22 protein-coding genes are annotated in these 21,534 nt (G+C 70.7%); 8 read left to right on the top strand and 14 right to left on the bottom strand.

Features of this window, described 5'->3' with window-relative positions; translation table 11 throughout:
- Window positions 1-24 precede the first annotated feature (24 nt).
- A complete protein-coding gene (locus tag ACH4SP_RS30030) occupies window positions 25-702 on the top strand; it encodes a pyridoxal 5'-phosphate synthase (RefSeq protein WP_398419355.1) in 678 nt (225 codons plus the stop codon).
- A 36-nt stretch (window positions 703-738) separates the two neighbouring features.
- On the opposite strand, the gene ACH4SP_RS30025 is transcribed toward ACH4SP_RS30030, so the two are convergent.
- Window positions 739-1,224: a Zn-ribbon domain-containing OB-fold protein gene (locus tag ACH4SP_RS30025; RefSeq protein WP_398419766.1), complete on the bottom strand. Its 486-nt coding sequence runs from the start codon at window positions 1,222-1,224 to the stop codon at window positions 739-741.
- A gap of 160 nt (window positions 1,225-1,384) precedes the next feature.
- On the opposite strand from ACH4SP_RS30025, the gene ACH4SP_RS30020 reads away from it, so the two are divergent.
- The gene (locus tag ACH4SP_RS30020) at window positions 1,385-2,575 is read left to right on the top strand and encodes a flavin-containing monooxygenase (protein WP_398419354.1); all 1,191 of its coding nucleotides are present in this window, start codon (window positions 1,385-1,387) and stop codon (window positions 2,573-2,575) included.
- A gap of 1 nt (window position 2,576) precedes the next feature.
- Here ACH4SP_RS30020 and ACH4SP_RS30015 read toward each other — a convergent pair whose 3' ends face one another.
- Window positions 2,577-3,176: a hypothetical protein gene (locus ACH4SP_RS30015; protein ID WP_398419353.1), complete on the bottom strand. Its 600-nt coding sequence runs from the start codon at window positions 3,174-3,176 to the stop codon at window positions 2,577-2,579.
- Between the two features lie 232 nt (window positions 3,177-3,408).
- On the opposite strand from ACH4SP_RS30015, the gene ACH4SP_RS30010 reads away from it, so the two are divergent.
- The 3 genes from ACH4SP_RS30010 to ACH4SP_RS30000 all read left to right on the top strand — a co-directional run bounded on the left by ACH4SP_RS30010 (window position 3,409) and on the right by ACH4SP_RS30000 (window position 7,409).
- Window positions 3,409-5,697, top strand: coding sequence for an acetate--CoA ligase family protein (locus ACH4SP_RS30010; RefSeq protein WP_398419352.1), 2,289 nt, complete (start codon window positions 3,409-3,411; stop codon window positions 5,695-5,697).
- A 91-nt stretch (window positions 5,698-5,788) separates the two neighbouring features.
- Window positions 5,789-6,646: an enoyl-CoA hydratase/isomerase family protein gene (locus ACH4SP_RS30005; protein ID WP_398419351.1), complete on the top strand. Its 858-nt coding sequence runs from the start codon at window positions 5,789-5,791 to the stop codon at window positions 6,644-6,646.
- 127 nt (window positions 6,647-6,773) lie between these two features.
- Window positions 6,774-7,409: a flavin reductase family protein gene (locus ACH4SP_RS30000; RefSeq protein ID WP_398419764.1), complete on the top strand. Its 636-nt coding sequence runs from the start codon at window positions 6,774-6,776 to the stop codon at window positions 7,407-7,409.
- Between the two features lie 83 nt (window positions 7,410-7,492).
- Here ACH4SP_RS30000 and ACH4SP_RS29995 read toward each other — a convergent pair whose 3' ends face one another.
- On the bottom strand, window positions 7,493-8,203 hold the full coding sequence (locus ACH4SP_RS29995; protein WP_398419350.1) for a hypothetical protein: 711 nt from the start codon (window positions 8,201-8,203) through the stop codon (window positions 7,493-7,495).
- Window positions 8,204-8,237: 34 nt separating this feature from the next.
- Entirely contained in the window at window positions 8,238-9,605 is a 1,368-nt protein-coding gene (locus ACH4SP_RS29990; protein ID WP_398419348.1) for an MFS transporter, read from the bottom strand.
- 59 nt (window positions 9,606-9,664) lie between these two features.
- On the opposite strand from ACH4SP_RS29990, the gene ACH4SP_RS29985 reads away from it, so the two are divergent.
- Entirely contained in the window at window positions 9,665-10,708 is a 1,044-nt protein-coding gene (locus ACH4SP_RS29985; RefSeq protein WP_398419345.1) for a GlxA family transcriptional regulator, read from the top strand.
- On the opposite strand, the gene ACH4SP_RS29980 is transcribed toward ACH4SP_RS29985, so the two are convergent.
- The 7 genes from ACH4SP_RS29980 to ACH4SP_RS29950 form a co-directional block, all read right to left on the bottom strand.
- Complete coding sequence (locus tag ACH4SP_RS29980; protein WP_398419343.1) at window positions 10,601-11,863, bottom strand: MFS transporter; 1,263 nt, start codon at window positions 11,861-11,863, stop codon at window positions 10,601-10,603. The genes ACH4SP_RS29985 and ACH4SP_RS29980 overlap by 108 nt on opposite strands.
- A 239-nt stretch (window positions 11,864-12,102) precedes the next feature.
- The gene (locus tag ACH4SP_RS29975) at window positions 12,103-13,308 is read right to left on the bottom strand and encodes a methyltransferase domain-containing protein (protein WP_398419341.1); all 1,206 of its coding nucleotides are present in this window, start codon (window positions 13,306-13,308) and stop codon (window positions 12,103-12,105) included.
- Window positions 13,305-13,451 carry a hypothetical protein gene (locus ACH4SP_RS29970; protein WP_398419340.1) on the bottom strand — a complete coding sequence of 49 codons (147 nt, stop codon included), beginning with the start codon at window positions 13,449-13,451 and terminating at the stop codon, window positions 13,305-13,307. Before ACH4SP_RS29970 ends, ACH4SP_RS29975 begins: the two co-directional genes overlap by 4 nt.
- A complete protein-coding gene (locus tag ACH4SP_RS29965) occupies window positions 13,448-13,684 on the bottom strand; it encodes a hypothetical protein (RefSeq protein ID WP_398419339.1) in 237 nt (78 codons plus the stop codon). The genes ACH4SP_RS29970 and ACH4SP_RS29965 overlap by 4 nt, the downstream gene beginning before the upstream one ends.
- A gap of 63 nt (window positions 13,685-13,747) precedes the next feature.
- The gene (locus ACH4SP_RS29960; RefSeq protein ID WP_398419337.1) at window positions 13,748-14,599 is read right to left on the bottom strand and encodes a helix-turn-helix domain-containing protein; all 852 of its coding nucleotides are present in this window, start codon (window positions 14,597-14,599) and stop codon (window positions 13,748-13,750) included.
- A 39-nt stretch (window positions 14,600-14,638) separates the two neighbouring features.
- Window positions 14,639-15,172 (bottom strand): DUF6879 family protein, encoded by a 534-nt coding sequence (locus ACH4SP_RS29955; protein ID WP_398419335.1) that lies wholly within the window; start codon window positions 15,170-15,172, stop codon window positions 14,639-14,641.
- The gene (locus ACH4SP_RS29950) at window positions 15,144-15,407 is read right to left on the bottom strand and encodes a hypothetical protein (protein ID WP_398419763.1); all 264 of its coding nucleotides are present in this window, start codon (window positions 15,405-15,407) and stop codon (window positions 15,144-15,146) included. Before ACH4SP_RS29950 ends, ACH4SP_RS29955 begins: the two co-directional genes overlap by 29 nt.
- Window positions 15,408-16,146: 739 nt before the next feature.
- On the opposite strand from ACH4SP_RS29950, the gene ACH4SP_RS29945 reads away from it, so the two are divergent.
- Entirely contained in the window at window positions 16,147-17,037 is an 891-nt protein-coding gene (locus ACH4SP_RS29945; protein ID WP_398419333.1) for a hypothetical protein, read from the top strand.
- Between the two features lie 118 nt (window positions 17,038-17,155).
- On the opposite strand, the gene ACH4SP_RS29940 is transcribed toward ACH4SP_RS29945, so the two are convergent.
- Window positions 17,156-18,205 (bottom strand): Zn-dependent alcohol dehydrogenase, encoded by a 1,050-nt coding sequence (locus ACH4SP_RS29940; RefSeq protein ID WP_398419331.1) that lies wholly within the window; start codon window positions 18,203-18,205, stop codon window positions 17,156-17,158.
- Window positions 18,206-18,526: 321 nt separating this feature from the next.
- The gene (locus tag ACH4SP_RS29935; protein WP_398419330.1) at window positions 18,527-19,444 is read right to left on the bottom strand and encodes an SDR family oxidoreductase; all 918 of its coding nucleotides are present in this window, start codon (window positions 19,442-19,444) and stop codon (window positions 18,527-18,529) included.
- 85 nt (window positions 19,445-19,529) lie between these two features.
- Here ACH4SP_RS29935 and ACH4SP_RS29930 point away from each other — a divergent pair, with 85 nt between their 5' ends.
- Window positions 19,530-20,456, top strand: coding sequence for a cyclase family protein (locus ACH4SP_RS29930; RefSeq protein ID WP_398419328.1), 927 nt, complete (start codon window positions 19,530-19,532; stop codon window positions 20,454-20,456).
- Between the two features lie 267 nt (window positions 20,457-20,723).
- Here the strand turns inward: ACH4SP_RS29930 and ACH4SP_RS29925 are convergent, their stop codons facing one another.
- Window positions 20,724-21,329, bottom strand: a complete 606-nt coding sequence (locus ACH4SP_RS29925) for an ATP-binding protein (protein ID WP_398419327.1) — start codon at window positions 21,327-21,329, stop codon at window positions 20,724-20,726.
- Window positions 21,330-21,534: the final 205 nt, after the last annotated feature.

Genomic DNA, 21,534 nt, shown 5'->3' with positions numbered 1-21,534 from the left:
CGGATCTGACGGCACAATCGCACCATGAGCACCGACGACACCGCGTCCCGCGACTTCCGCACCCTGCTCCACTCCCTCCGGGTCTGGGACGGCGTACCGCTCCCGCCCCTCGACCCGGAGTCGGCCCCCGACTCGCCCCTCCCCCTCTTCCGCACCTGGCTGCGGGAGGCCGCGGAGGCCGGTCAGACGGAGCCGCACACGATGACCCTGGCCACCGCCGACGCGGAAGGCCGCCCCTCCGTCCGCATCCTGACGCTGCACGACGCGGACGAGGACGGCTGGCACTTCGGCACCCACAGCACCAGCCGCAAGGGCCGCGAACTGGCCGCCCGCCCGGACGCGGCCCTCGGCTTCTACTGGCCGGCCCAGGGCCGCCAGGTCCGGATCGAGGGCCAGGTCCGCTCCGGCACCCCGGAGGCGGCGACGGCCGACCTGCACGCCCGCTCGACGGGAGCCCTGGCCGCAGCGCTCACCGGCCGGATGAGCGAAGTCCTCTCCTCCACGGCCGAGTTGAGGTCCGATTCGGAGGCGTCCTGGGCCCGCGCCCAGGCGGACCCGACCCTCACCGCGCCCACCTGGACGCTGTACGCGCTGGCCGCCACCGAGGTCGAGTTCTTCCAGGGCGACGCCCGCCGCCAGCACGTACGACTGCGCTACCGACGGGACGGCGAGCGGTGGGTGCGCGACCTGCTGTGGCCGTGAGCAGCCCTGTCAGCCGCCGATGTGGAACACCGTCGGTCAGCCGCTGATCCGGAACACCGGCACCGCGTACTCCCCCGAGCCGTCCTCCCCCGCCCGGAACGTCACCTCCAGCTCCGCGCCCACCCGCAGCTCGCCCTCCGCGCAGTCCACGACCTCCGTCATCATCCGGGGCCCTTCCTCCAGGTCCACCACGGCGGCGACGTACGGGACGCGTTCACCGTACGGCGGGAGGTCGTTCCTGTGCACCACCGACCAGGTGTAGAGCGTCGCCCGGCCGCTCGCCCGCTCCCACGCGACGTCCTCGCTCCAGCAGTACGGGCAGAACTCGCGCGGGTAGTGGTGCGCGCGGGTGCAGGCCGCGCACCGCCGGAGCAGCAGCCGACCCTCGGCGGCAGCGCTCCAGTACGGGCGGGTGAAGGCGTCGATGTCGGGCACGGCCGCGTTCGCCGTCGACCTGGCCGTCGTACGGGGCGTCGTACGGCTCGTCGCGTGGGGCGTCGCGTGGGGCGTCCCCATCTGCATGTGTGCCACTCTCCCCTCCAATCACTTCTGACGGTACGTCAGTTCAACTGAAGGGGCCGCGGTGCGCAAGAGGGGTGCACCACCCCGCGTGATCAATTCGCAACCGATTCCGCCCTTGTCCGAGACCCATCAAACGGAGGCGCGGTTACGCTCACGACTCATGGCCTCTACTCCCAGTGACCCCACCCGCTCCGGCATCGCCACGACCAACGACCGCCCGGTGTACGTCGTCGGGGCGGGCCCAGGCGGTCTGGCCGCAGCGGCGGCGCTGCGCGCGCGAGGCGTACGGGCCGTGGTCCTGGAGAAGTCCGACCGGGTCGGCGCGTCCTGGCGCGCCCACTACGACCGCCTCCATCTGCACACCACCCGCCGCCTGTCCGGCCTCCCGGGCCTGAAGATGCCCCGCTCCTTCGGCCGCTGGGTCTCCCGCGACGACGTGGTCCGCTATCTGGAGAAGTACGTCGACTTCCACGAGCTGGAGATCGTCACGGGGGTCGAGGTCTCCCGCATCGACCCGGCGGCCGACGGTACGGGCTGGGTCCTGCACGCGAGCGGCGGCCGCGAGCTGACCGGCTCGGCGGTCGTGGTCGCCACCGGCTACAACCACACCCCGAACCTTCCGGACTGGGCGGGTACGGACGCGTACAAGGGTGAGCTCCTGCACGCCGCCACCTACCGCAACCCGGACCCCTACGCGGGCAAGGACGTGCTGGTCGTCGGCGTCGGCAATACGGGCGCGGAGATAGCCGCCGACCTCGCCGACGGCGGAGCGTCCCGGGTCCGCCTGGCCGTGCGCACGGCCCCGTACATCCTGCGCCGGTCCACGGCGGGCTGGCCGTCCCAGCGCACCGGCATCCTGGTGCGCCGCCTTCCGGTGAGCCTGGTCGACCGGGCGGGCGACGTCGTCTGCCGCATCTCCGTCCCCGACCTCTCCTCCCACGGCCTCCCCCGCCCCACCGCCGGCCTGTACTCCCGGGTGAACGAGGGCGCGATCCCGGTCCAGGACGTCGGCCTGATCGCCGCGATCCGCGCGGGCAAGGTCGAACCGGTCGCCGCTCTCGACTCCTTCGCCCCGGAGTCCGGCGAAGCGGTCCTCGCGGACGGGTCGCGGGTGAGCCCGGACGTGATCATCGCGGCGACGGGCTACCGCCGGTCCCTGGAGGGGCTGGTCGGCCACCTCGACGTACTCGACTCCCGGGGCCGCCCCACGGTCCACTCGGGCCGTACGTCCCCCAAGGCCCCGGACCTGCACTTCACCGGCTTCACGAACCCGATCTCCGGCAACCTCCGCGAGATGGCCATGGACGCGGAACGCATCGCGCGGGCGGTGTCGCGCAGCTCGAAGCCCTGATTCAATGACCGCCCCTCGGCTCGAAGCAGCCGTGCTCCAGGTACGGGCCGTTGGTCGACACCTGGTAATTGCTCTTCTGCACGAACGCGGTGACACACGCGTCCTTGTGCACGCGCAGACCGACCAGCGCACCTTCCGGCGTGACGTAGTGGTCGGTCTCGAAACGTGAGTCCATCTCCCGCACGGTGAGCGTCCCGCCGAGGCGCTCACCCTTCGGGCCGAGCCGCTCCTCCTCGTACCCGAGCTTGAGCAGCGCCGTACGCACGCTCTTCGGGTCCCACGTCCCCGATTTCCAGAGCCGCTTGAGTACGGGCTCGATGCGAGCGGCTTCCCTTTTCGCATCCTTCTCGCTGCCGGCCGACATCTCGCGCGGTATGCGGAAGCCGTTGTTCTCCCGGGAGTGCGGGGCTCCGTCACCGGCCCCGGGTTCCACGTACGGCGTGGCGGCGGGCGCGCCGGAAGCGGCAGGCGGGGTCGGGGCGGCGACCGCTCCCGGGCTTGTGGGGCGCTGCTGGCCGCAGGCCGTCAGGAGAAGGGCCGTACTGGTTAGGAGAGCAGCCGCAGCGACCTGTCTGCGCTGCCGAAACGTGGATATCGACATGCACACGACTTTCTCACGCGACCTCCACGGCCACGCGATCCCCACGGCCACGCGCCCTCCCGACAGCACCCCTTTTCCCGTTACCTTACGCATCACGCACCCCGCCCCATCCCCGCTCCGCGAACAGGTCCGTACCGGACTGTTCCTGACGGACCGTCAATTCAGTAATCTGACAGTGCGTCAGTGAATTGCCATTCCGGTCTCCGAACAACGAGCAGGAGCGGGCTCAGCGATGCTTGGATCAACACACGGCACCCTCACCTCCGGCCTCCGCGCCCGCGTCGTCGCCTGCGGGGACGAAGCCCGGTCCGCCGCCGTCCACGGCACCACCGCCGCAGCGACCAGGACCCCGGGAGCCCCTGGCACGCCAACAGCAGACGCCGCGGCCGCCGGATCCGCCGACCTCGACGTCAGCGGGCGCCCGCTGAACTCCCCCGTCCCCGACCTGGACCGGTTCTTCCGGCCGGAGTCCGTCGCCGTCGTCGGCGCGTCCGACGCCGAGGGCCGTCCCAACACCGGGATCACGCGGCAGCTCATCGCCTGGGCCGACCGCGTCGGTGCCCGTCTGCACCCCGTGCACCCGAGCCGCGAGTCCGTCTTCGGGCTGCCCTGTTCCCCCTCTCTCGCCGACCTGCCCGAACAGGTCGATCTCGCCGTGCTCCTCGTCAAGGACCCCCTTCCACTGATTGATCAACTGGCCGACTGCAAGGTCAGGTTCGCGGTGGCCTTCGCCTCCGGATTCGCCGAGACCGGCGAGGAGGGCGCCGCCGCCCAGGCCCGGCTCGCGGCGGCCGTCGCGAACACCGAGTCCGGGCTGCGGCTCCTCGGCCCGAACACCAACCTCAACGCCTTCGAGGAGTTCAGGGAGGATCTCGACGGTCCGGCGATCGCACTGATCACCCAGTCCGGTCACCAGGGGCGGCCCGTCTTCTCCCTCCAGCAGCTCGGTGTGCGGCTCTCGCACTGGGCCCCGACGGGCAACGAGGCGGACCTCGAAACCGCCGACTTCATCTCGTACTTCTCGCAGCAGCCCGAGGTCGGGGCGATCGCCGCGTACATCGAAGGCCTGAAGGACGGCCGCTCCTTCCTCCTCGCCGCCGACCGCGCCGCCCGCCACGGCGTGCCCGTCGTCGCCGTCAAGGTCGGGCGGACCGAGACCGGGGCCCGTACCGCCGCGTCGCACACCGGGAAGCTGACCGGCGCGGACGACGTGGCGGATGCGGCGATGCGGCAGTTCGGCGTGATCCGGGTCGACGGACTGGACGAACTCCAGGACACCGCCGCCCTGTTGGCCCGCGCGCGCAGGCCGAAGGCGGACGGCGTCGCCGTGTATTCGATCTCGGGCGGCACGGGCGCGCACTTCGCGGACCTGGCGACGGCGGCGGGGCTCGACCTTCCGACGCTGGACGCCGCCAAGCAGGCGGAGCTGCACCAGTGGATACCGGCGTACCTGAACGTCGCCAATCCGATCGACAACGGGGGTCATCCAGTGGGTGATTGGCGTGGTCGGAAGATCATCGACGCGATCCTCGCCGACCCGGCGGTGGGGGTGCTGATCTGCCCGATCACGGGTCCTTTCCCGCCGATGAGTGACAAGCTCGCCCAGGACCTGGCGGATGCCGCCGAGGCGACGGACAAGCTGGTGTGTGTGGTGTGGGGGTCGCCGGTGGGGACCGAGGCCGCATACCGCGAGACCCTCCTCGGGTCGTCGCGGCTGGCCACCTTCCGCACCTTCGGCAACTGCATCACCGCCGTACGCGCCTACCTGGAGCACCACCGGTTCGCGGCCGCCTACCGGTCGCCGTTCGACGAGGCGCCGCGCACGCCTTCGCCCTCCTTCCGCAAGGCGCAGGCACTGATGCGTCCTGGCGAGCAGCTCAGCGAGCACGCGGCGAAGCAGTTGCTGCGGGCGTACGGCATTCGCGTACCTCGCGAGCAGCTGGTGACCAGTGCGGCGGCGTCCGTGCGGTCCGCCGCCCAGGTCGGCTACCCCGTCGTCATGAAGGCGTCCGGGCCGCAGCTCGCCCACAAGACCGAACTCGGCCTGGTGAAGGTCGGGTTGACATCCGCGAGCCAGGTCCGCGACGCCTATCGCGAGCTGACCGACATCGCCGCGTACGAGGACATCCCGCTGGACGGCATCCTGGTCTGCCAGATGGTCGCGCGGGGCGTGGAGATGGTCGTGGGCGCCGGCCACGACGCACTCTTCGGCCCGACGGTCACGGTCGGTCTCGGCGGCGTGCTGGTCGAGGTGCTCGGCGACGCCGCCGTACGCGTCCCGCCCTTCGGTGAGCCCGACGCCCGCGCGATGCTCGCGGAACTGCGCGGCCACGCCCTCCTGGAGGGCGTCCGGGGGGCGCCCCCGGCAGACGTGGACGCCCTCGTCGAGGTCGTCCTCCGCGTCCAGCGCATGGCGCTCGAACTGGGCGACGACCTCTCCGAGCTGGACATCAACCCCCTGATGGTCCTCCCGCGCGGCCAGGGCGCGGTGGCCCTGGACGCACTGGCCGTCTGCCGCTGACCCGCTGCGCTCCCCGCACTCCCCACACCCCCTGCGCCTTCCGCGTCTTCCACGCCTTCCGCGCCCCCTCGTCAACCGGAGCCGTACACCCATGACTTCCTCCCCCGAAGCCTCGACGAACCCGTCACCCTCCGTGGATTCATTGATACTCCACGCCACTGACAACGGCGTCTCGTGGATCACCCTCAACCGCCCCGACGCCATGAACGCCGTCACCTGGGACCAGCGGGAACGCATCATTTCCCTGCTGGCGGACGCATCCGCGGACCCCGGTGTCCGGGCCGTCGTGATCACCGCCACGGGGAAGGGATTCTGCGCGGGGGCCGACCTCCGCGGCGGCGGCAACGTCGGCGGCAGCGGCCCGAAGGCCCCCGCCCGCGACCGCGTCCCCGGCGACGTCGCCCGTACGATCCGGTTCGGCGCGCAGCGCCTGATCACCGCGGTCCTCGACTGCGAGAAGCCGGTGATCGCCGCCGTGAACGGCACCGCGGCCGGGCTCGGCGCCCATCTCGCCCTCGCCTGCGACCTGGTCATCGCCGCCGAACAGGCCGCTTTCATCGAGGTGTTCGTACGCCGGGGACTCGTCCCCGACGGCGGCGGCGCCTATCTGCTCCCCCGCCTCGTCGGCCCGCAGCGCGCGAAGGAGCTGATGTTCTTCGGCGACGCGCTCCCCGCCCCGGAGGCGGAACGCCTGGGTCTGGTCAACCGTGTGGTCCCCCTCCCCGACCTGGAGAAGACGGCCCGCGCCTGGGCCGAACGCCTCGCCGCGGGCCCCACCCGCGCCCTCGCCCTCACCAAGCAGCTCGTCAACGCGTCGCTGGACTCCGACCGCGGCACGGCCCTGTCGGCGGAAGCCGCCGCGCAGGAGATCAACATGACGACGTCCGACGCCAACGAGGGCGTCACGAGCTTCGTCGAACGCCGCACCCCCCGCTACCGGGGCCTGTGACCGCGAGTTCGCGGCGCCCCGCCTGCCCTCCCCCGCCCCCGCCCTTCCCCGCCCTTCCCCGGCTCCCCCGACCCTTCCTATCTGACACTCCGTCAGCTTCAATGGGGAGGTGATGGGACACGCAGGGATGGCGGCCACCGCCGTCCGATACCTCAGGTCCGTCGGCGCCGCCACGGTCGCCGAGCCGCGGGCAGTGGAAGCACTGCCCCGCCCGGAGCTCCGGGCCGTCGGCGCGGACGAACGGCTTCCGCTCGACCCGGACGAATTCCGGCGCGTACTAGGGAACTTCGCGAGCGGCGTCACCGTTATCACCTCACCGGGCACCCCGGAGTCGGGGCGCGGACCGGAAGTCGAACCACCCGCCGGGTTCGCCTGCCAGTCCTTCGCGTCCCTGTCGCTCAACCCGCCGCTGGTCGTCTTCATGGTGGCCCGTACGTCGACGACCTGGCCCCGTATCGCCAGGGCCGGAGTCTTCTGCGTCAACGTCCTGGGCGCCCGCCAGGGCGAGCTGTGCCGCGGCTTCGCCCGCAGCGGTACGGACAAGTTCGCGGGCGTGGAGTACGACGCGGCGCCGGTGACGGGTTCGCCGCGCCTGGCCGGCGTACCGGCCTGGATCGACTGCACGATCCAGACCGTGCACACCGGCGGCGACCACCTGATCGTCGTCGGCCGCGTGGAAGCCCTGAGCGCCACCGCCCCGGACGCCCCGGAGAGCCCCCCGCTGCTCTTCCACCGCGGAACGTTCGGCGGTTTCAGCGGCTAGCGCGGGCAGCAGGCAGCGGCTGACGCGGGCATCGGGTAGCCGCTAGCGCGGGCAGTTGGTGGCGGGTCCGCCGAGCGGTGCCGCTACCACTGAGCCTCCACCGTCGTCTTCGCGCCGCCGAACACGACGACGTGCCCCCGGTCGCCGTACTTCTTGCGGCGCCAGTCGCCGAACGCCTTGGCCTGGGCGTCGCACTTCTCTTCCCACGGGCCGCAGTCGGATGCGATCCGGGCCTCCATGACGTCACTGTGCTCCGGCTTGCGGATCTTGATCATGCGGATGCCCACCAGGACGGCGTCGTCCGTCGTGGACGGCGTCGACTTCAGATACGCGGTGAACTCGCCCTTCATGCCGTACCAGCGGTGGGCTCCGACGGTCGGTACGCCGTTGACCCTCGGCGGCGCGGACTGCTGGTCCTTCCCGTAGTCCGGCCCCCAGCACTCGCTCGGCCCCTCCGGGAGGCCGTCGGCGGCGGCACCCGGGTCCGAGGTGAGGTCCTCGCCCGTACCACCGACGTCCTCGGAGGTCAGGTCCTCACCCGTACCGCCGACGTCGTCCGAGGTCAGGTCCTCACCCGTACCGCCCACGTCGTCCGACGTCAGATCCTCACCCGCGCCCCCGTCGCCCGTCGACGCGTTCGGTGTGCTGCCGTCCGGGCAGACGATGCCCGTGGGCGAGGCCGAACCCGCGCGGTTCGCCGGCTCCGTGCCGCAGGCCGTCAGTGCCGTGCCGCACAGGGCGAGTACCGCTGCGGCCCCCGCCGCCCGCCTCGCTGCCCGTATGCCTTCCTTCATCCTGATTCCCCCCTGTTTCCCCTGGTCAGAGGAACTATCCTGCCATCTCGGCCTGCTGGGCCGGCTGCCTTCGGATGATGAGGGCCATCAGCGCCGCGACCGCGCACAGCGCCCCCGACGCGTACCAGACCACGTCGTACGAACCGAAGAGGTCGCGCGCCACCCCGCCGAGGAAGGCGACCAGTCCCGCGCCCACCTGGTGCGAGGCCAGCACCCAGCCGAAGACGATCGCGCTGTCCTCGCCGAAGTACTCGCGACACAGGGCGATGGTCGGCGGGACGGTGGCCACCCAGTCCAGGCCGTAGAAGACGATGAAGAAGATCATCGGCGGATTGACGGTGGGAGCGAGGAGCATCGGGAGGAAGAGGAGCGAGATGCCGCGGAAGGCGTAGTAGATCGCGAGCAGGCGGCGGGCTTCGAAGCGGTCGGTGAACCAGCCCGACGCGACCGTGCCGATGATGTCGAAGATGCCGATGACCGCGAGCAGTCCCGCCGCTGCCGTGACCGGCATGCCGTGGTCGTGCGAGGCGGGGATGAAGTGGGTCTTGACCAGGCCGTTCGTCGAGGCGCCGCAGATCGCGAACGTACCCGCGAGCAGCCAGAAGGGGCCGGTGCGGGCCGCCTTGAGGAGCACCGTTATCGCGCGCCGGGCCGCGCCCATCACGGGTGCGGGCTTCGGGACGAAGTCCGGTGAACCGTACGGGGCCAGGCCCACGTCCGCCGGGTGGTCGCGCAGCAGCAGCCAGACGAAGGGGACGACGGCGAGTGCGGCGAGCGCGACGGTGATTGCTGCTGGTTCCCACTCGTACTTGTCCACCATCCAGGCCAGGACGGGGAGGAAGACCAGCTGCCCGGAAGCGCCCGCTGCCGTCAGGAGGCCGGTGACCAGGCCGCGGCGGGCCACGAACCACCGGTTGGTGACCGTCGCCGCGAAGGCCAGCGCCATCGAGCCGCTGCCCAGGCCCACCAACACGCCCCAGAACAGGATCAGTTGCCAGGCCGACGTCATCACGACGGTGAGCCCGGAGCCGACGGCTATCAGCGTCAGCGCGACCGCGACCACCTTCCGGATGCCGAACCGGTCCATCAGCGCTGCGGCGAAGGGTGCCGTCAGTCCGTACAGCGCGAGGTTGACCGACACCGCGAAGCCGATGGTGCCGCGCGACCAGCCGAACTCCTCGTTCAGCGGCTCGATGAGCAGCCCGGGAAGGGACGCGAAGGCGGCGGCTCCGATGATCGTCACGAAGGTGACGGCCGCGACGAACCACGCACGGTGGATACGGGTACGGGGGGACTTCGCGGGCGGGACAGGAACCGGCTGATCCGGAACCGACTGATCCAAAACCGGCGGCGTGTCCGTGACCTGCACGGGAGGGGGAGTCTGCGTCACGTCCCCCAGCATCCGGGCCCCGATCTTCCCGAACGAGTGGCCCGACAGACAGCATTCGATACGATCGGGCCATGGATACGGTTGCGCAAAAGCAGAAGCGGCGTCCGCACCGCATCGCCGTCCTCGCCCTCCCCGACGTCATCCCCTTCGAGCTCGGCATCCCGCACCGCATCTTCGGCCGCGCGTACTCCGCCGACGGCACGCCCCTCTACGAGGTCACCACCTTCGCCACCCGGCCCGGCCAACTCATCGACACCCAAGCCGACTTCAAGCTGCTCGTCGAGCACGGTCCGGAGGTCCTCGCCACCACCGACACGCTGATCGTCCCGGCCGCGTACGAACCCGCGTCCCTCTACGAGGAGGGCCGCCTGCCGGACGAGATCGCCGAACTCTTCCGCCACGTCCGCCCCGGCACCCGCATGGCCTCCATCTGCACCGGCGGTTTCGTGCTCGCGGCGGCCGGCTACCTCGACGGCCGCCGCGCCACCACCCACTGGTACTGGGCGGAGCGCTTCCAGCAGCTCTTCCCGTCCGTCCGCGTCGACCCCGAAGTCCTGTACGTCGACGACGGCGACGTGCTCACCTCGGCGGGGGTCGCGGCGGGCATCGACCTGTGCGTGCACATGGTGCGCCGGGACTTCGGTGCGGCGGTCGCCAATGACGTGGCACGGCGCAGCGTCGTACCGCCGCACCGGGACGGCGGCCAGTCGCAGTACATCCAACGGCCGGTTCCCGAGCCCCAGTTGGCGACCACGACCGCCGCCCGCGCATGGGCACTCGGCCATCTCCACGAGCCGATCCAGCTCCGCGACATGGCCGAGCAGGAGTCGATGTCGGTACGGAGCTTCACGCGCCGGTTCCGCGAGGAGGTCGGGGTCAGCCCCGGGCAGTGGCTGGCCCAGCAGCGCGTCGAACGCGCCCGCCACCTCCTCGAATCCAGCGATCTGTCCATCGACCAGGTCGCCCACGAGGCCGGTTTCGGCACGGCGCAGTCGATGCGCCAGCACCTACAGGCCGCACTCGGCGTCCCGCCCACGGTCTACCGCCGCACCTTCCGCACGAACCTCGCCGACACCGGATCCTTCGGCCCCAACCCGGGCTCCCGCCCCACCTGATCGCCGCCGCCGCTCCCCCACCGCCGCGACCGCCGTGAGTACGAGACACAGCCCCGCGCCCGCGAGGATCGCGGTGGACGGCGCCGCGACACTCTGAACCGCCCCTGCCAGTACGGCACTTGCTGCGTATCCCGCACCCACAGCCGCGTACATCATCGAGTACCCGGCAGCGAAGGCACTCGGGGGCAGGGCGTTCCGCAGCGACAGGCTGCGTGCGATCTGCACACCCGACTGAAGCAGCCCTGCGAGGACAAGCCCTGCCCCGATCCACCCGAGCACCGGCACCACCGCACTCGCCCCCACCACCAGCGCCACCGCGACCAGCAGCACCAGGGACTGCCGCTCGGGGCTCCCCGGCCAGGTCCTCAGCCCGTACGTGTACGCCCCGATCGCCGCGGCCAGCGAATAGGCGGCCAACAGCGGACCTGCCCACCCGACCGCCATGCCGCGCTGTTCCAGCAGGGCGGGCAGCACCAGTTCCGCCAACGCCAGCAGCGAGAGGCCCGCCGCCCCGGTCACGTACAGCGGCCACGCGGAGGCGAGCGTCCGCGCCATCGACACCCCGCGACGGTCAGCCTCGTCGGCCGACCACCCGGCGGGCAGCCCCCACAGCCCGGCCACTGTCGCAGCCATCAGTACAGCGGCGAGGAACATCGGTACGACCGGGTCGATGCCGAGCGCCAGCCAGGTGGCGAGCGCGGGCGAGGCCGCCCACACGGCATAGCTCAAAATCGCGTCCGCGCTGAACGCCTTTGCCACCGCGGCCTCTTCCACCAGCGAGGTCAGCAGCGCCCGCAGCCCGCCGGGCACCACCCCGGGCGCGGCACCGGCCACCGCGGCCAGCACCCCGAGCACCACCGGATGCGCCTGCGCGCACACCCCGAGCCCGGCGAAGGCGAGCGCCCCCATCCCCAGCCCGACGGCAAGCGCGGGCCGCGCCCGCCGGGCCTTCAGCCGGGGCCCGAGCACGGAGGCGCCGACCACCTCACCGATCACGTACACCGCAGCGAGCGCGGCACCCACGCTGTACCCACCGGGCCGCTCACGCACCAGCAGCACTACGGCGAGCGGCGCCATGGCCACCGGCAGCCGGGCGGCGACGGTGACGGCGGCCAGGGTGAGGAGGGGCCGGGTGGCCAGGGCGCGATAGCTCATGGGCCGAGGCTAGGCCGCGGGAGCCCGGACTCCCCAGCCCTTTTCCGCCGGGGCCGGGGGCCGGAGCCGTCATGCCGGTTGTCCGGGCTGCGGGCGGTGACGGAGTGCGGCGGATTCTTCGACCTCGCGCTGCCCGAGCTCGATGAGCTCGCGGACACTGGGTGGCGTACAGAGCGATGATGGCTCAATTCCCTACAGAGTCCAGTGCAGACCCGGCGGACCGGTCCGTTCCTGATGCGTCATCTGCGGCTGGACGAGCACGTAGAGCTGATCACGGGCACCAAGCGCCCCGGCTCGTCCAGCCATACCCGCTCTCTGTCGCCGTCACCGTCCACCGTCAGCCCGAACCGCCCGAAGTCGGGGCAGCCTTGACCGGCCCACCAGCGCCAAGCGGCCTCCAGTTCGTCCCACAGTCGCCGAGCCCCCGACTGGACGATCCGGAACGCCTCACTCCCCTCCGCGTAGTCCGCCGTCGCCCACGCCGTGAAGCCCGTGTCCATCAGCCACAGCCGGTACGCACCGTCCTCGCCCGGCTCGACGCGGCAGAACAGGTCCGGGACCTGCACGCCGATGGCGAACATGTGGATCCAGTCGCCCACGTCGTCCGGGGAGAGCGCCGTCTCGGACCGCACCCCGTCCCCCGGCCACTCGCCGCTGCCCAGAAACGCCCACGTCGGCGGAAGCGTCTTGCGCTGCGCGCTCATCCGCATGAACGCCGACGACCCGACGAACGGCCCCGAGGCCGAACCGTCCCCGGCCACGGTCAGCCGGACCACACCTTCCCCGCCGTACGTCGGCCCCCACGGAGTCACAATGATGCCGCCGGTCCGCGTCTGCTCCCGCCAGGCACCGGGCACGCTGCCCACCGAGCAGGTGGCAATCACGCGGTCGCACGGGGCCCGGGGCACGTACCCCTGTGCCCCGTCACCGACGTGCACGGTCGGGTGGAGTCCGGCGAGGGCCAGCCGGTTGCGGGCGTCCTGCGCGGAGTCGGGGTGCACCTCGACGGAGACGACGTTCTGCCCACCGAGCCGGTGCGTGAGCAGCGCGGCGTTCCAGCCCGTGCCGGTGCCGATCTCCAACACGGTTGATCTGTCGTCGACTTGGAGCGCATCCAGCATCGAGAAGACCATGCTGGGCATCGAGTTGGAACTGGTCGGGGCCCGACCCCTGCCGGGCCCGGTGAACCGGCCGTCGTCCCACTGCGTCGTGATCGGCGCGTCCCGGTAGACCGCCTCCCACCACAGGTCAGGCTGCTTGTCCAGGGTCACGCGATCGTCCTGCCGGTTCATCCCGGCACGGCCCGGCCAGATCGTCGCGGGCACGAACAGGTGGCGCGGCACCGCCTCGAAAGCGGGCAGCCACTCGCTTGTCAGCGCACCCGACTCCACGAGCGCGGCGGCGAGCCGTGCAGGGCCCGCCTCCTGGAGTTCGGGCGTGGTCACCTGCCGTCCGCCGGGCGCTGGCCGTCGTTGGTGTTGCCGCCCTCGTCGGACCCGCCCCCGCCGTGCTTGTTGCCGCTGTTGCTGTCGTCCTGCTGGCTTCCGCCCTGACCACTGCCGGTGCCGCCGTCGTGTCCACCGCTCATCCTGATGCACCTCCGTGGCGGAGAGCCTGTGCGAGGCGGACTGCTTCGTCGGCGCGGAGCCTGCCGAGGTCGACCATCGGGTGACCGGACGTCGCGCCGGGGAGGTCGACCTGTAGCGAGGGGAGCGTGATCTGCGCGGCGGCGAGGGACTGGGCGAGTACGTCGACGGCGTGCTGTGCTTCGTCCAGTGCGGTACGGGCGATGTTGCGGCGCACTGCGTGTGGGGTTGCCATGCCACCGACGTTAGAACTGGACAGAGTTGGCCCCAAGGAAATTGCGGAGAGTTGCGCGCCGATTCACTGGAGTGAGCCGAGGGCTTCCGTGATCAGGCGGCGGGCCGGGTCGCCGTAGACGGCGAGGTGCTGCAGTGTTCGGAAGGTCTGGACGTACTCGGCGATTTCGCCGGGGGCGGTGACGTTGACCGAGGCCGAGACCAGCTCGATCTGCACGCGTCGGTCGTCGTACACACGAAAGGACTCGACCGGCCACATGTCGCGTTCCGCCGTGAAGGGAATGACCCCGAGGCTGACGCGGGGCAGCGGCAGGACGGCGAGCAGGTGGTGCAGTTGCCCGGACATGGTCTCGGTGTCGCGGAGGCGGTAGCGGAGCACGGATTCCTCGACGAGGAAGGCGAACCGGTGGTTGCCCTCGTGGATGACACGGGTGCGGTCCATCTTGGCGGCGACGGCGCGTTCCATGTCGTCGGGGGTACGGCTGGCGCTTGCGGACCGGGACATGATCGCCCGGACGTAGTCAGCGGTCTGGAGAACGCCGGGTATGACGTCGGAGGTGTAGAAGCGGAAGGTCCTGGTCTGCTCGTACAGGGCCGAGTACGACTCCTGGAGGGTGCGCAGCCCAGTGCGTTTGAGCCGTCGCCATTCCACGTACATGCTGTCGGCCGCCCGAGAGGCGGCGATCAGATCGTCGGCCTGGTCGTCGGCTCCGCATGCTGCGCACCATGCCCGGATGTCGGCGTCGGTCGGGGTCGCTTTGGCGGCTTGGAGGCGGGTTGTCTTGGCCGGGTGCCAGCCGCACCGGACCGACAGCTCACGGCCGGTGAGTCCCGCGTCTTTGCGTAGGTCCTGAAGTCTGTCGGCAAGGGCTTTACGGGCGGCCTGCGCGCTGGACGAAGGGGAGGTGGGCGGCATGGGCTGAGGCTGTCCGGTGTTCGTGGGGGAGGCAGTCGGTCAGACGGTGAACTTCTCATGCGGGACGGCCCGTTTCCAGACGGCCTCGAACGCCGATGTGCAGAGCTGGGCCACGGCCGGTTCGGTCCGCAGTTCCTTGCCGGGATCGGCCCAGTCACCGTCACCGGTGAAGTAGTTGAAGACAACGGTGGTGCCGTCGAAGACCCAGAAGTCATTGCCCGGCAGGGCGATGTCCGAGGCCAGCCGGCGGGAAAGCCAGCGGATCTCTTCACCGGCTGCGAGGTTCACTACGGTGCCCTCGTGCAGGTAGCGGGTGTACGTGCTGACAGGCTCGGAGACGATGCGCGCTCGACGAATAACCACACCTCGGGCGACGGATGCTGCGATCTGCTCTACCCACGGGCGCCAGTAGTCGGAAGTGGGGTCGCTGTCCCGCTGCCCTGTACGTTGCCACCGCGCGAAGCCCGACGACTCGCCGCCGACGCCATATGCGTCGCGCATCTCCAAGTGCACTGCCGAGTGCCGGGCTGTTGCCAGCAATTCGTCAAAGCTGGGCACGTCGTTCTGCTTCATCGCACGCCTTCCTGAGAATTGGCACCATCCGTGCCGGAATCCGGATGACCGACTCGTGATCAGGGATGCCCGGTACGTGTCCAGGTACCCATTGCGTCTCGTGGATCTCTGCCGCCAAGTCGCCCTCGGCAGTGATGCCCTGGATAACCAGGTCGGCCGTTTCCTCGTGGACCCACACGGTCGGCGAGCCGTCCTTTTCGGTTTCCGGGTCAATTCCGACGAACTCTAGGCTCATGACGATCTCCCGCATCTGGTGGGTTGCGACTGGTTGCACGACCATCACTTGCAGGTGAGGCACCGTCAAGAGCGCACAAGTGTACGCAACTTGGCTGCGTGTGTGGCGACTCGGCGCTTGAGACCCGGGGCCGAGAGTCGAGAACTCTCGCTGGGCCGGGAACCCTCCTCCGGGTACGTCGCCCGATTCCACCCCCACCACACCCGAACTGGTCCCGAGACATCCCGTGGCTGATCAAGTGGTTCCGGCGCGACCGTTCAATCGCGCTTCCAGAAGACCTTGCCCTCTATGACCAGGCCATCACCGCAGCTCAGATCCATGCGCGAAACCCCGCCGACTCGGCGGAAGCCGAACGCGCATGGGACCGCATGCTCGAACCGATCGACGAGTTGCTCACGCGGCGGCAGGCCCGGCACCTGGACAACGTCCGTCGGGCTTCAGCCGGACAAGGCGATTTGAGCGCTTGAGATTCGAGGATCGAGGATCGATATCCAAGATGCTTTTGCTAGGAATGGGTGGTGGGACCAGTCCCCGCCACCCACCCCTTTCGCGGGCGCGGGCACGCGCGTGAGGCGCCAACTCGGCGACACAGCAGGCGAGATGACTTCTTGTGATCAGGTCGCGACCACGCGTTGCGGACGTGTACCGTGCGTCACAACAGAACGACCCCCATGCGGTGTTAGCAGCACCACACAGGGGTCTGATCACCGAGATCATGACTTTCAAGGAGTCGATCCCAATGACTGTTGCGCAGCTTAGTCGTGCCCTGCACGCGCCCGCCCACCCGATGGCAAAGCCCGGGTACGGAAAGAAGACCGCGCCCGATCAACTCCCCTTCGACGCCCGCACCTTCGCACACCTGCCCAGGCGTGAAGCAGCCATCGCCCGCTACATCGACCTCCTCCCCGACGGCTCCGACATCAGCATCAAGACCCTGGCCAAGGAGATCGAGGGCTACGGGCAGATGGCCGTCGGCTCCGCCCTGAACCACCTCTCCGCGACCGGACACCTGCGCCGCTTCCGCGAGGAGCTGTGGATCGAGCGCGAAGGGTTCCGGCACGTCACCCGGACCTACTTCTCGCGGACCGCCCGACCCGAACCCTGGTGGCGGGCCCTGCTCGTCGGCGACGTACCCGAGAGCGGGAAAGAGCAGCCTGCGGTGGACGAGCCCGGGGAGGCCGAGCGGCGCGGGTACCGGGCCCTCGCCCGGATCGCCCGTACCGAGCCCCAGCTCCCCCTGTCCGCCGCCTCGTGCGAGGCACTTGCCCCCCTCGCCGGGGAGTGGTTCGAGCGCGGCATGAGCGAGTCGCAGTTCGTGTGGAACGTGACCTTCTGCCTGCCCACCCCCGTCCGCCACCCCTTCCGCTTCGTACAGCAGCGGCTGATCAATGAGATGCCGCCCGAACTCCCCGGCCCCGTACAGGGGTTGATCACCATGGAGTGCACCGGGTGCGGGACGCCGGGGGTCGCTGACGCACTGCCCGGCGGCCTCTGCGGGCCGTGTCGGAGCGTTCCGTACGAGCGCCAGGTCGGGCTGCCCGCCGACGTCGTACGCGGCAAAGCCGACCGCATCCGGTACGACCTGCGCGGACAGCGGCAGCAGCGGCAGCCGCAGCAGCAGCCCGGCTGACCCGCCCACCGGCGCAGGCAATTGCGGGTGTTCCCCGCCTGGATTCTCGTGCTTATCGGAATAGTTGTCACACAGTCAGCCCGCTGGCCACAAGGCGGATATGGTGCGGCTCCTCGGCTCAGAAGGTGAGAACGCCCCGCGCCACCCGCCCGTGGTGCGCGTCGTCCGCCGCCTTCGCGAAGTCCTCGATCGGGTAGGTCTCCGTGACCAGTTCGTCGAGGAGCAGCCGTCCCTGCCGGTACAGCTCCGCGTACAGCGGGATGTCGAGCTGCGGGCGCGAGGAGCCGTAACGGCAACCGAGGATCGACTTGTCCAGGAACATCGCGGCGGGCAGGAAGGTCGCCTCGTCGGTCGGCGCCGTCATGCCGAGCAGCACGGCCTGACCGTGCCGGTCGAGGAGATCAATTGCCTTACGGATGAGGGCTGTTCGGCCGACGCACTCGAAGACGTGGTCCGCGCCGGTGGGCAGTACGTCGCGCACCTCGTCGGCCGAGAGGAGGAAGTCGGTGGCGCCGAACCGGCGGGCCGCCTCCTCCTTGGCCGGGTTGGTGTCGACGGCGACGATGGACGAGGCGCCCGCGATCCGGGCGCCCTGGATGACGTTGAGGCCGATGCCGCCGGTGCCGATGACGACGACGCGCTCGCCGAGGCCGACGCGGGCGCGGTTGAGGACGGCGCCGACACCCGTCACGACGCCGCAGCCCATCAGGGCGGCGGAGGTGAGGGGAATGTCCTTCGGGATCTTGATCGCCTGTACCGCCTTCACCAACGTGCGTTCCGCGAAGGCGGAGTTGGAGGCGAACTGGTAGAGGGGTGCGCCCTGCCGGGAGAAGGGCCGGCCCGGCATTCCGATGGCCTTGCGGCACATGGTGGGCCGCCCCCGGTCGCACTCCGCGCACGCACCGCAGCCCGCGAGGGTGGAGAGGGCGACGTGGTCGCCGGGTGCGACGTGCGCGACTCCGGCGCCGACCGCCTCGACCACGCCCGCACCCTCGTGGCCGAGCACCACCGGGACGGGGAACGGGATGGTCCCGTCCGTCACCGACAGGTCGCTGTGGCAGAGCCCGGCGGCGGCGATCGCCACGAGGACCTCGCCGGGGCCCGGGTCCCGTATCTCCAGATCGTCGACCACCTCGACGTGCTTCCCGTCGAAGACGACACCCCTCATCGCGATCCCCTCATCTCTCTCGGCAGGCCGAGCGGGTGCTCGGCGATGGTGTTGCGCGCTGGATTTCGTCGGAACGGTCGCGAGCGTGTGCGGTCGCGGGATGGGGCGTGCCGCAGTGGGGGGCCGCCCCCTTGCCCACCCGTCCCGCCCCCGGGGGGCGGCCCCGCTGCCCAAGAGGGCTAGGGGTCGGCGGCGTCAGCCGCCCAAGGGGCTCGGGGGCAGGCATTTAGGGGCGCGGGGAACTGCGCGACCAGCCACGACGCACCCGCACGTACAACCCACCCCCTCCCCCTCATCCCCCCGCAATCAGCCGAAGGCCCCTCACCCCGCGTTCGGACGATCCCCCCTGGACGCCGCCTCCCGCATCGCCTCCAGCTGCGCCAGCATCGGCATCGGGTCCGTGCCCACCGTCCCGGGGAGGAAGTCCGCGATCGATTCCGGGGTCCAGGACCCCGAGTCCGCGTATCCCGCCCGCAGCTCCCTCGGCTGGGCCCACACCGCGATCTTCGGGCCGGCGATCGTGTACACCTGTCCGGTGATGCCTTCCGCCCGCGCGCGCTCCGAGAGCAGGTAGACGACGAGTGCCGCCACGTCCTCCGGCTCGCCGATCTCCTTCAGCTCCATGGGTACGTTCGCGGACATCCGGGTCCGCGCGACCGGCGCGACCGCGTTCGCCGTCACCCCGTACTTGTGCAGGCCGAGCGCCGCGCTCCGGACGAGCGAGATGATGCCGCCCTTGGCCGCGCTGTAGTTCGCCTGGGCGACGCTGCCCTGGTGGTTGCCGCTGGTGAAGCCGATCAGCGTGCCCGTCCCCTGCTTGCGCATCACCGCCGACGCCGCCCGGAAGAGCGTGAACGTGCCCTTCAGGTGCGTGGCGATCACCGGGTCCCACTCCTCCTCGGACATGTTGAAGAGCATCCGCTCGCGGAGGATTCCGGCGACGCACACCACCCCGTCGATCCGCCCGAAGTTGGCGAGGGCCACGTCGACGACCCGCTGGCCGCCCGCCATCGTCGAGATGTCGTCGGCCACCGCGATCGCCTCGCCGCCCGCCGCCTCGATCTCCTTGACCACGGCCGCCGCGACCTCGCTGGTCGGCTCCGCGCCCTCCATCGAGACTCCGTAGTCGTTGACGACGACCCGGGCGCCCTGTGCCGCGCAGGCCAGCGCGACCGCGCGGCCGATGCCGCGCCCCGCTCCGGTCACCGCTATGACCTTGCCGGTCAAGAAGTTCCCCATCACCACGCCTTCCCAAGGTTTCTGACGGTCCGTTAGATTTTAGGACCCGGACAATGCTCCGGCACAAGACCCAGGAGGCTCCGCAATGTCGCTGCCCGCCGAGTTCCACGACATCGCCAAGCGTGTGAACAACTGGGGCCGTTGGGGAGCGGACGACGAGATCGGGACCCTCAACCTCATCACCGACGACGTCGTACGGGCCGCCGCGCGGACCGTCCGCACCGGGCACCGCATCCCCCTCGCACTGCCGCTCCAGCAGGACGGCGTACAGACCGGCATGATCCCGGGGCGGGTCAATCCGCTGCACTCGATGGTGCAGATCAACCAGGAGCTGTTCGGCCCCGGCACCGTCGCCACCAGCGACGACGCCGTGACGATGGGCCTCCAGGCCGGCACCCACTGGGACGCCCTGACCCATGTCTCGCACTCGGGAAGGATCTACAACGGCCGACCCGCCGACACGATCACCCCGCACACCCGCGCCGCCTTCGCCGGTATCGACAAGGCCCGGCACGTGGTCTCCCGCGGGGTGCTGCTCGACGTGGCCCGCGCCCACGGCGTCGACCGGCTGCCCGGCGACCACGCCGTGACACCCGAAGACCTGGACGCCGCCGAGGAGTTGGCGGGTACGAAGGTCGGCGCAGGGGACGTCGTACTCGTGCGGACCGGGCAGCTCCAGGTGTATCTGGGCGGCGACAAGCACGGGTACGGCTACCCGTCGCCGGGGCTCTCGATCCGGACCCCCGCGTGGTTCCACGCCCGGGACGTCGCCGCGGTCGCGAACGACACCCTCACCTTCGAGATCTTCCCGCCCGAGATCGAGAACCTGTGGCTGCCGGTGCACGCCCTCGACCTCGTCGAGATGGGAATGCTGCAGGGGCAGAACTGGAACCTGGAAGAGTTGTCCACAGCCTGTGCACAGGAGCGGCGGTACGCCTTCCTGCTGTCCGCGATGCCGGAGCCGTTCGTCGGCGGTACGGGCACGCCCGTCGCCCCGGTCGCGATCCTCTAGCCGCGGTACGGGCCACGCAGACCGTGCAGATCGCCGCACGGGCCATACGAATCTCCGCACGTATCGCCGTACGGAAAGCCGCACGTATCGCCGCACGGAAAGCCGCACGGCAGACGGCCGGCACCAGGTGCGCCGGCCGTCGCTCCGCCTCGACCCGTACTCGCCGAGGTGGGCCTGTGCCCCTCGGCGTCCCCTCGCAACGAATCGCCCGTTCCAAGGGTGAGAAGGCCTCCGGCGGCCGTCAACACCGCCCCGGCGCGATGCCTGCTATGCGAGATTTGTGACGGCGCACGACGGCTCGTACATCCCGGCCTGGGGACGGTCCGCGAGCGCCCCCTGCGGGGTCTTGCCCGCGCGGTCCACCTCGCACCAGATCCGTTTGCCCGCGCCCTCGGCCTGCCAGCCCCACCGGTCGGCGAGCCCGTCCACCAGCTCAAGGCCGCGCCCATTGGTGTCGTCGCCCTCCGCGTGCCGGGGCCTGGGCGGGCACGCGCTGGCGTCCGCGACCTCGACCCGGACCGTGCCGCTCCCGCAGCGGCCACCGCCCGAGGCGTCCACGACCGTCACGGAACCGGACCCAGAACCCGGGCCGGAGCCCGGACCGGAACCCGGGCCGGAGAACGAACCGGAACCGGAACCGAGCCCCGCGTCCTCCGTCCCGTCCCCGGGGAGGAGCATCCGCAGCACGGCCGGACAGCCCGTGTGCACGACCGCGTTGGTCACCAGCTCCGAAATGAGCAGGACCAGTGTCTCGGCAACCGGCTCGTCGGCCTTTATGCCGCATCCGACCAGCCGGGACCGTGCCCATCTCCGGGCCCGTCCCACTTCCGCGGGGTCGGCCCCGACCTCCAACTGCACCTGAAGCACCTGCACCGCTCACACCATCCGAACCGGCGGACACAACGCCTCGCGTCTCCACAGGGTCACGGAACGTGATTCCCTTGTGGGACAGCATGGTTGACGCATCGTCACCGCAACAAGCGCTTCAGGCATATTCCAGCGCGAAGGAGTACGCATCCTGCATACTGTGCGACGCACGCTGCGGAGAGTCGAACGAGAGCGCTTGTGGCGCCTCCGC

The organism is Streptomyces sp. NPDC021093, assembly GCF_044333135.1.
GTDB lineage: Bacteria > Actinomycetota > Actinomycetes > Streptomycetales > Streptomycetaceae > Streptomyces.
Note: the sequence above shows the minus strand (reverse complement) of the source record. Positions and strands in the feature narration are given on the sequence as shown.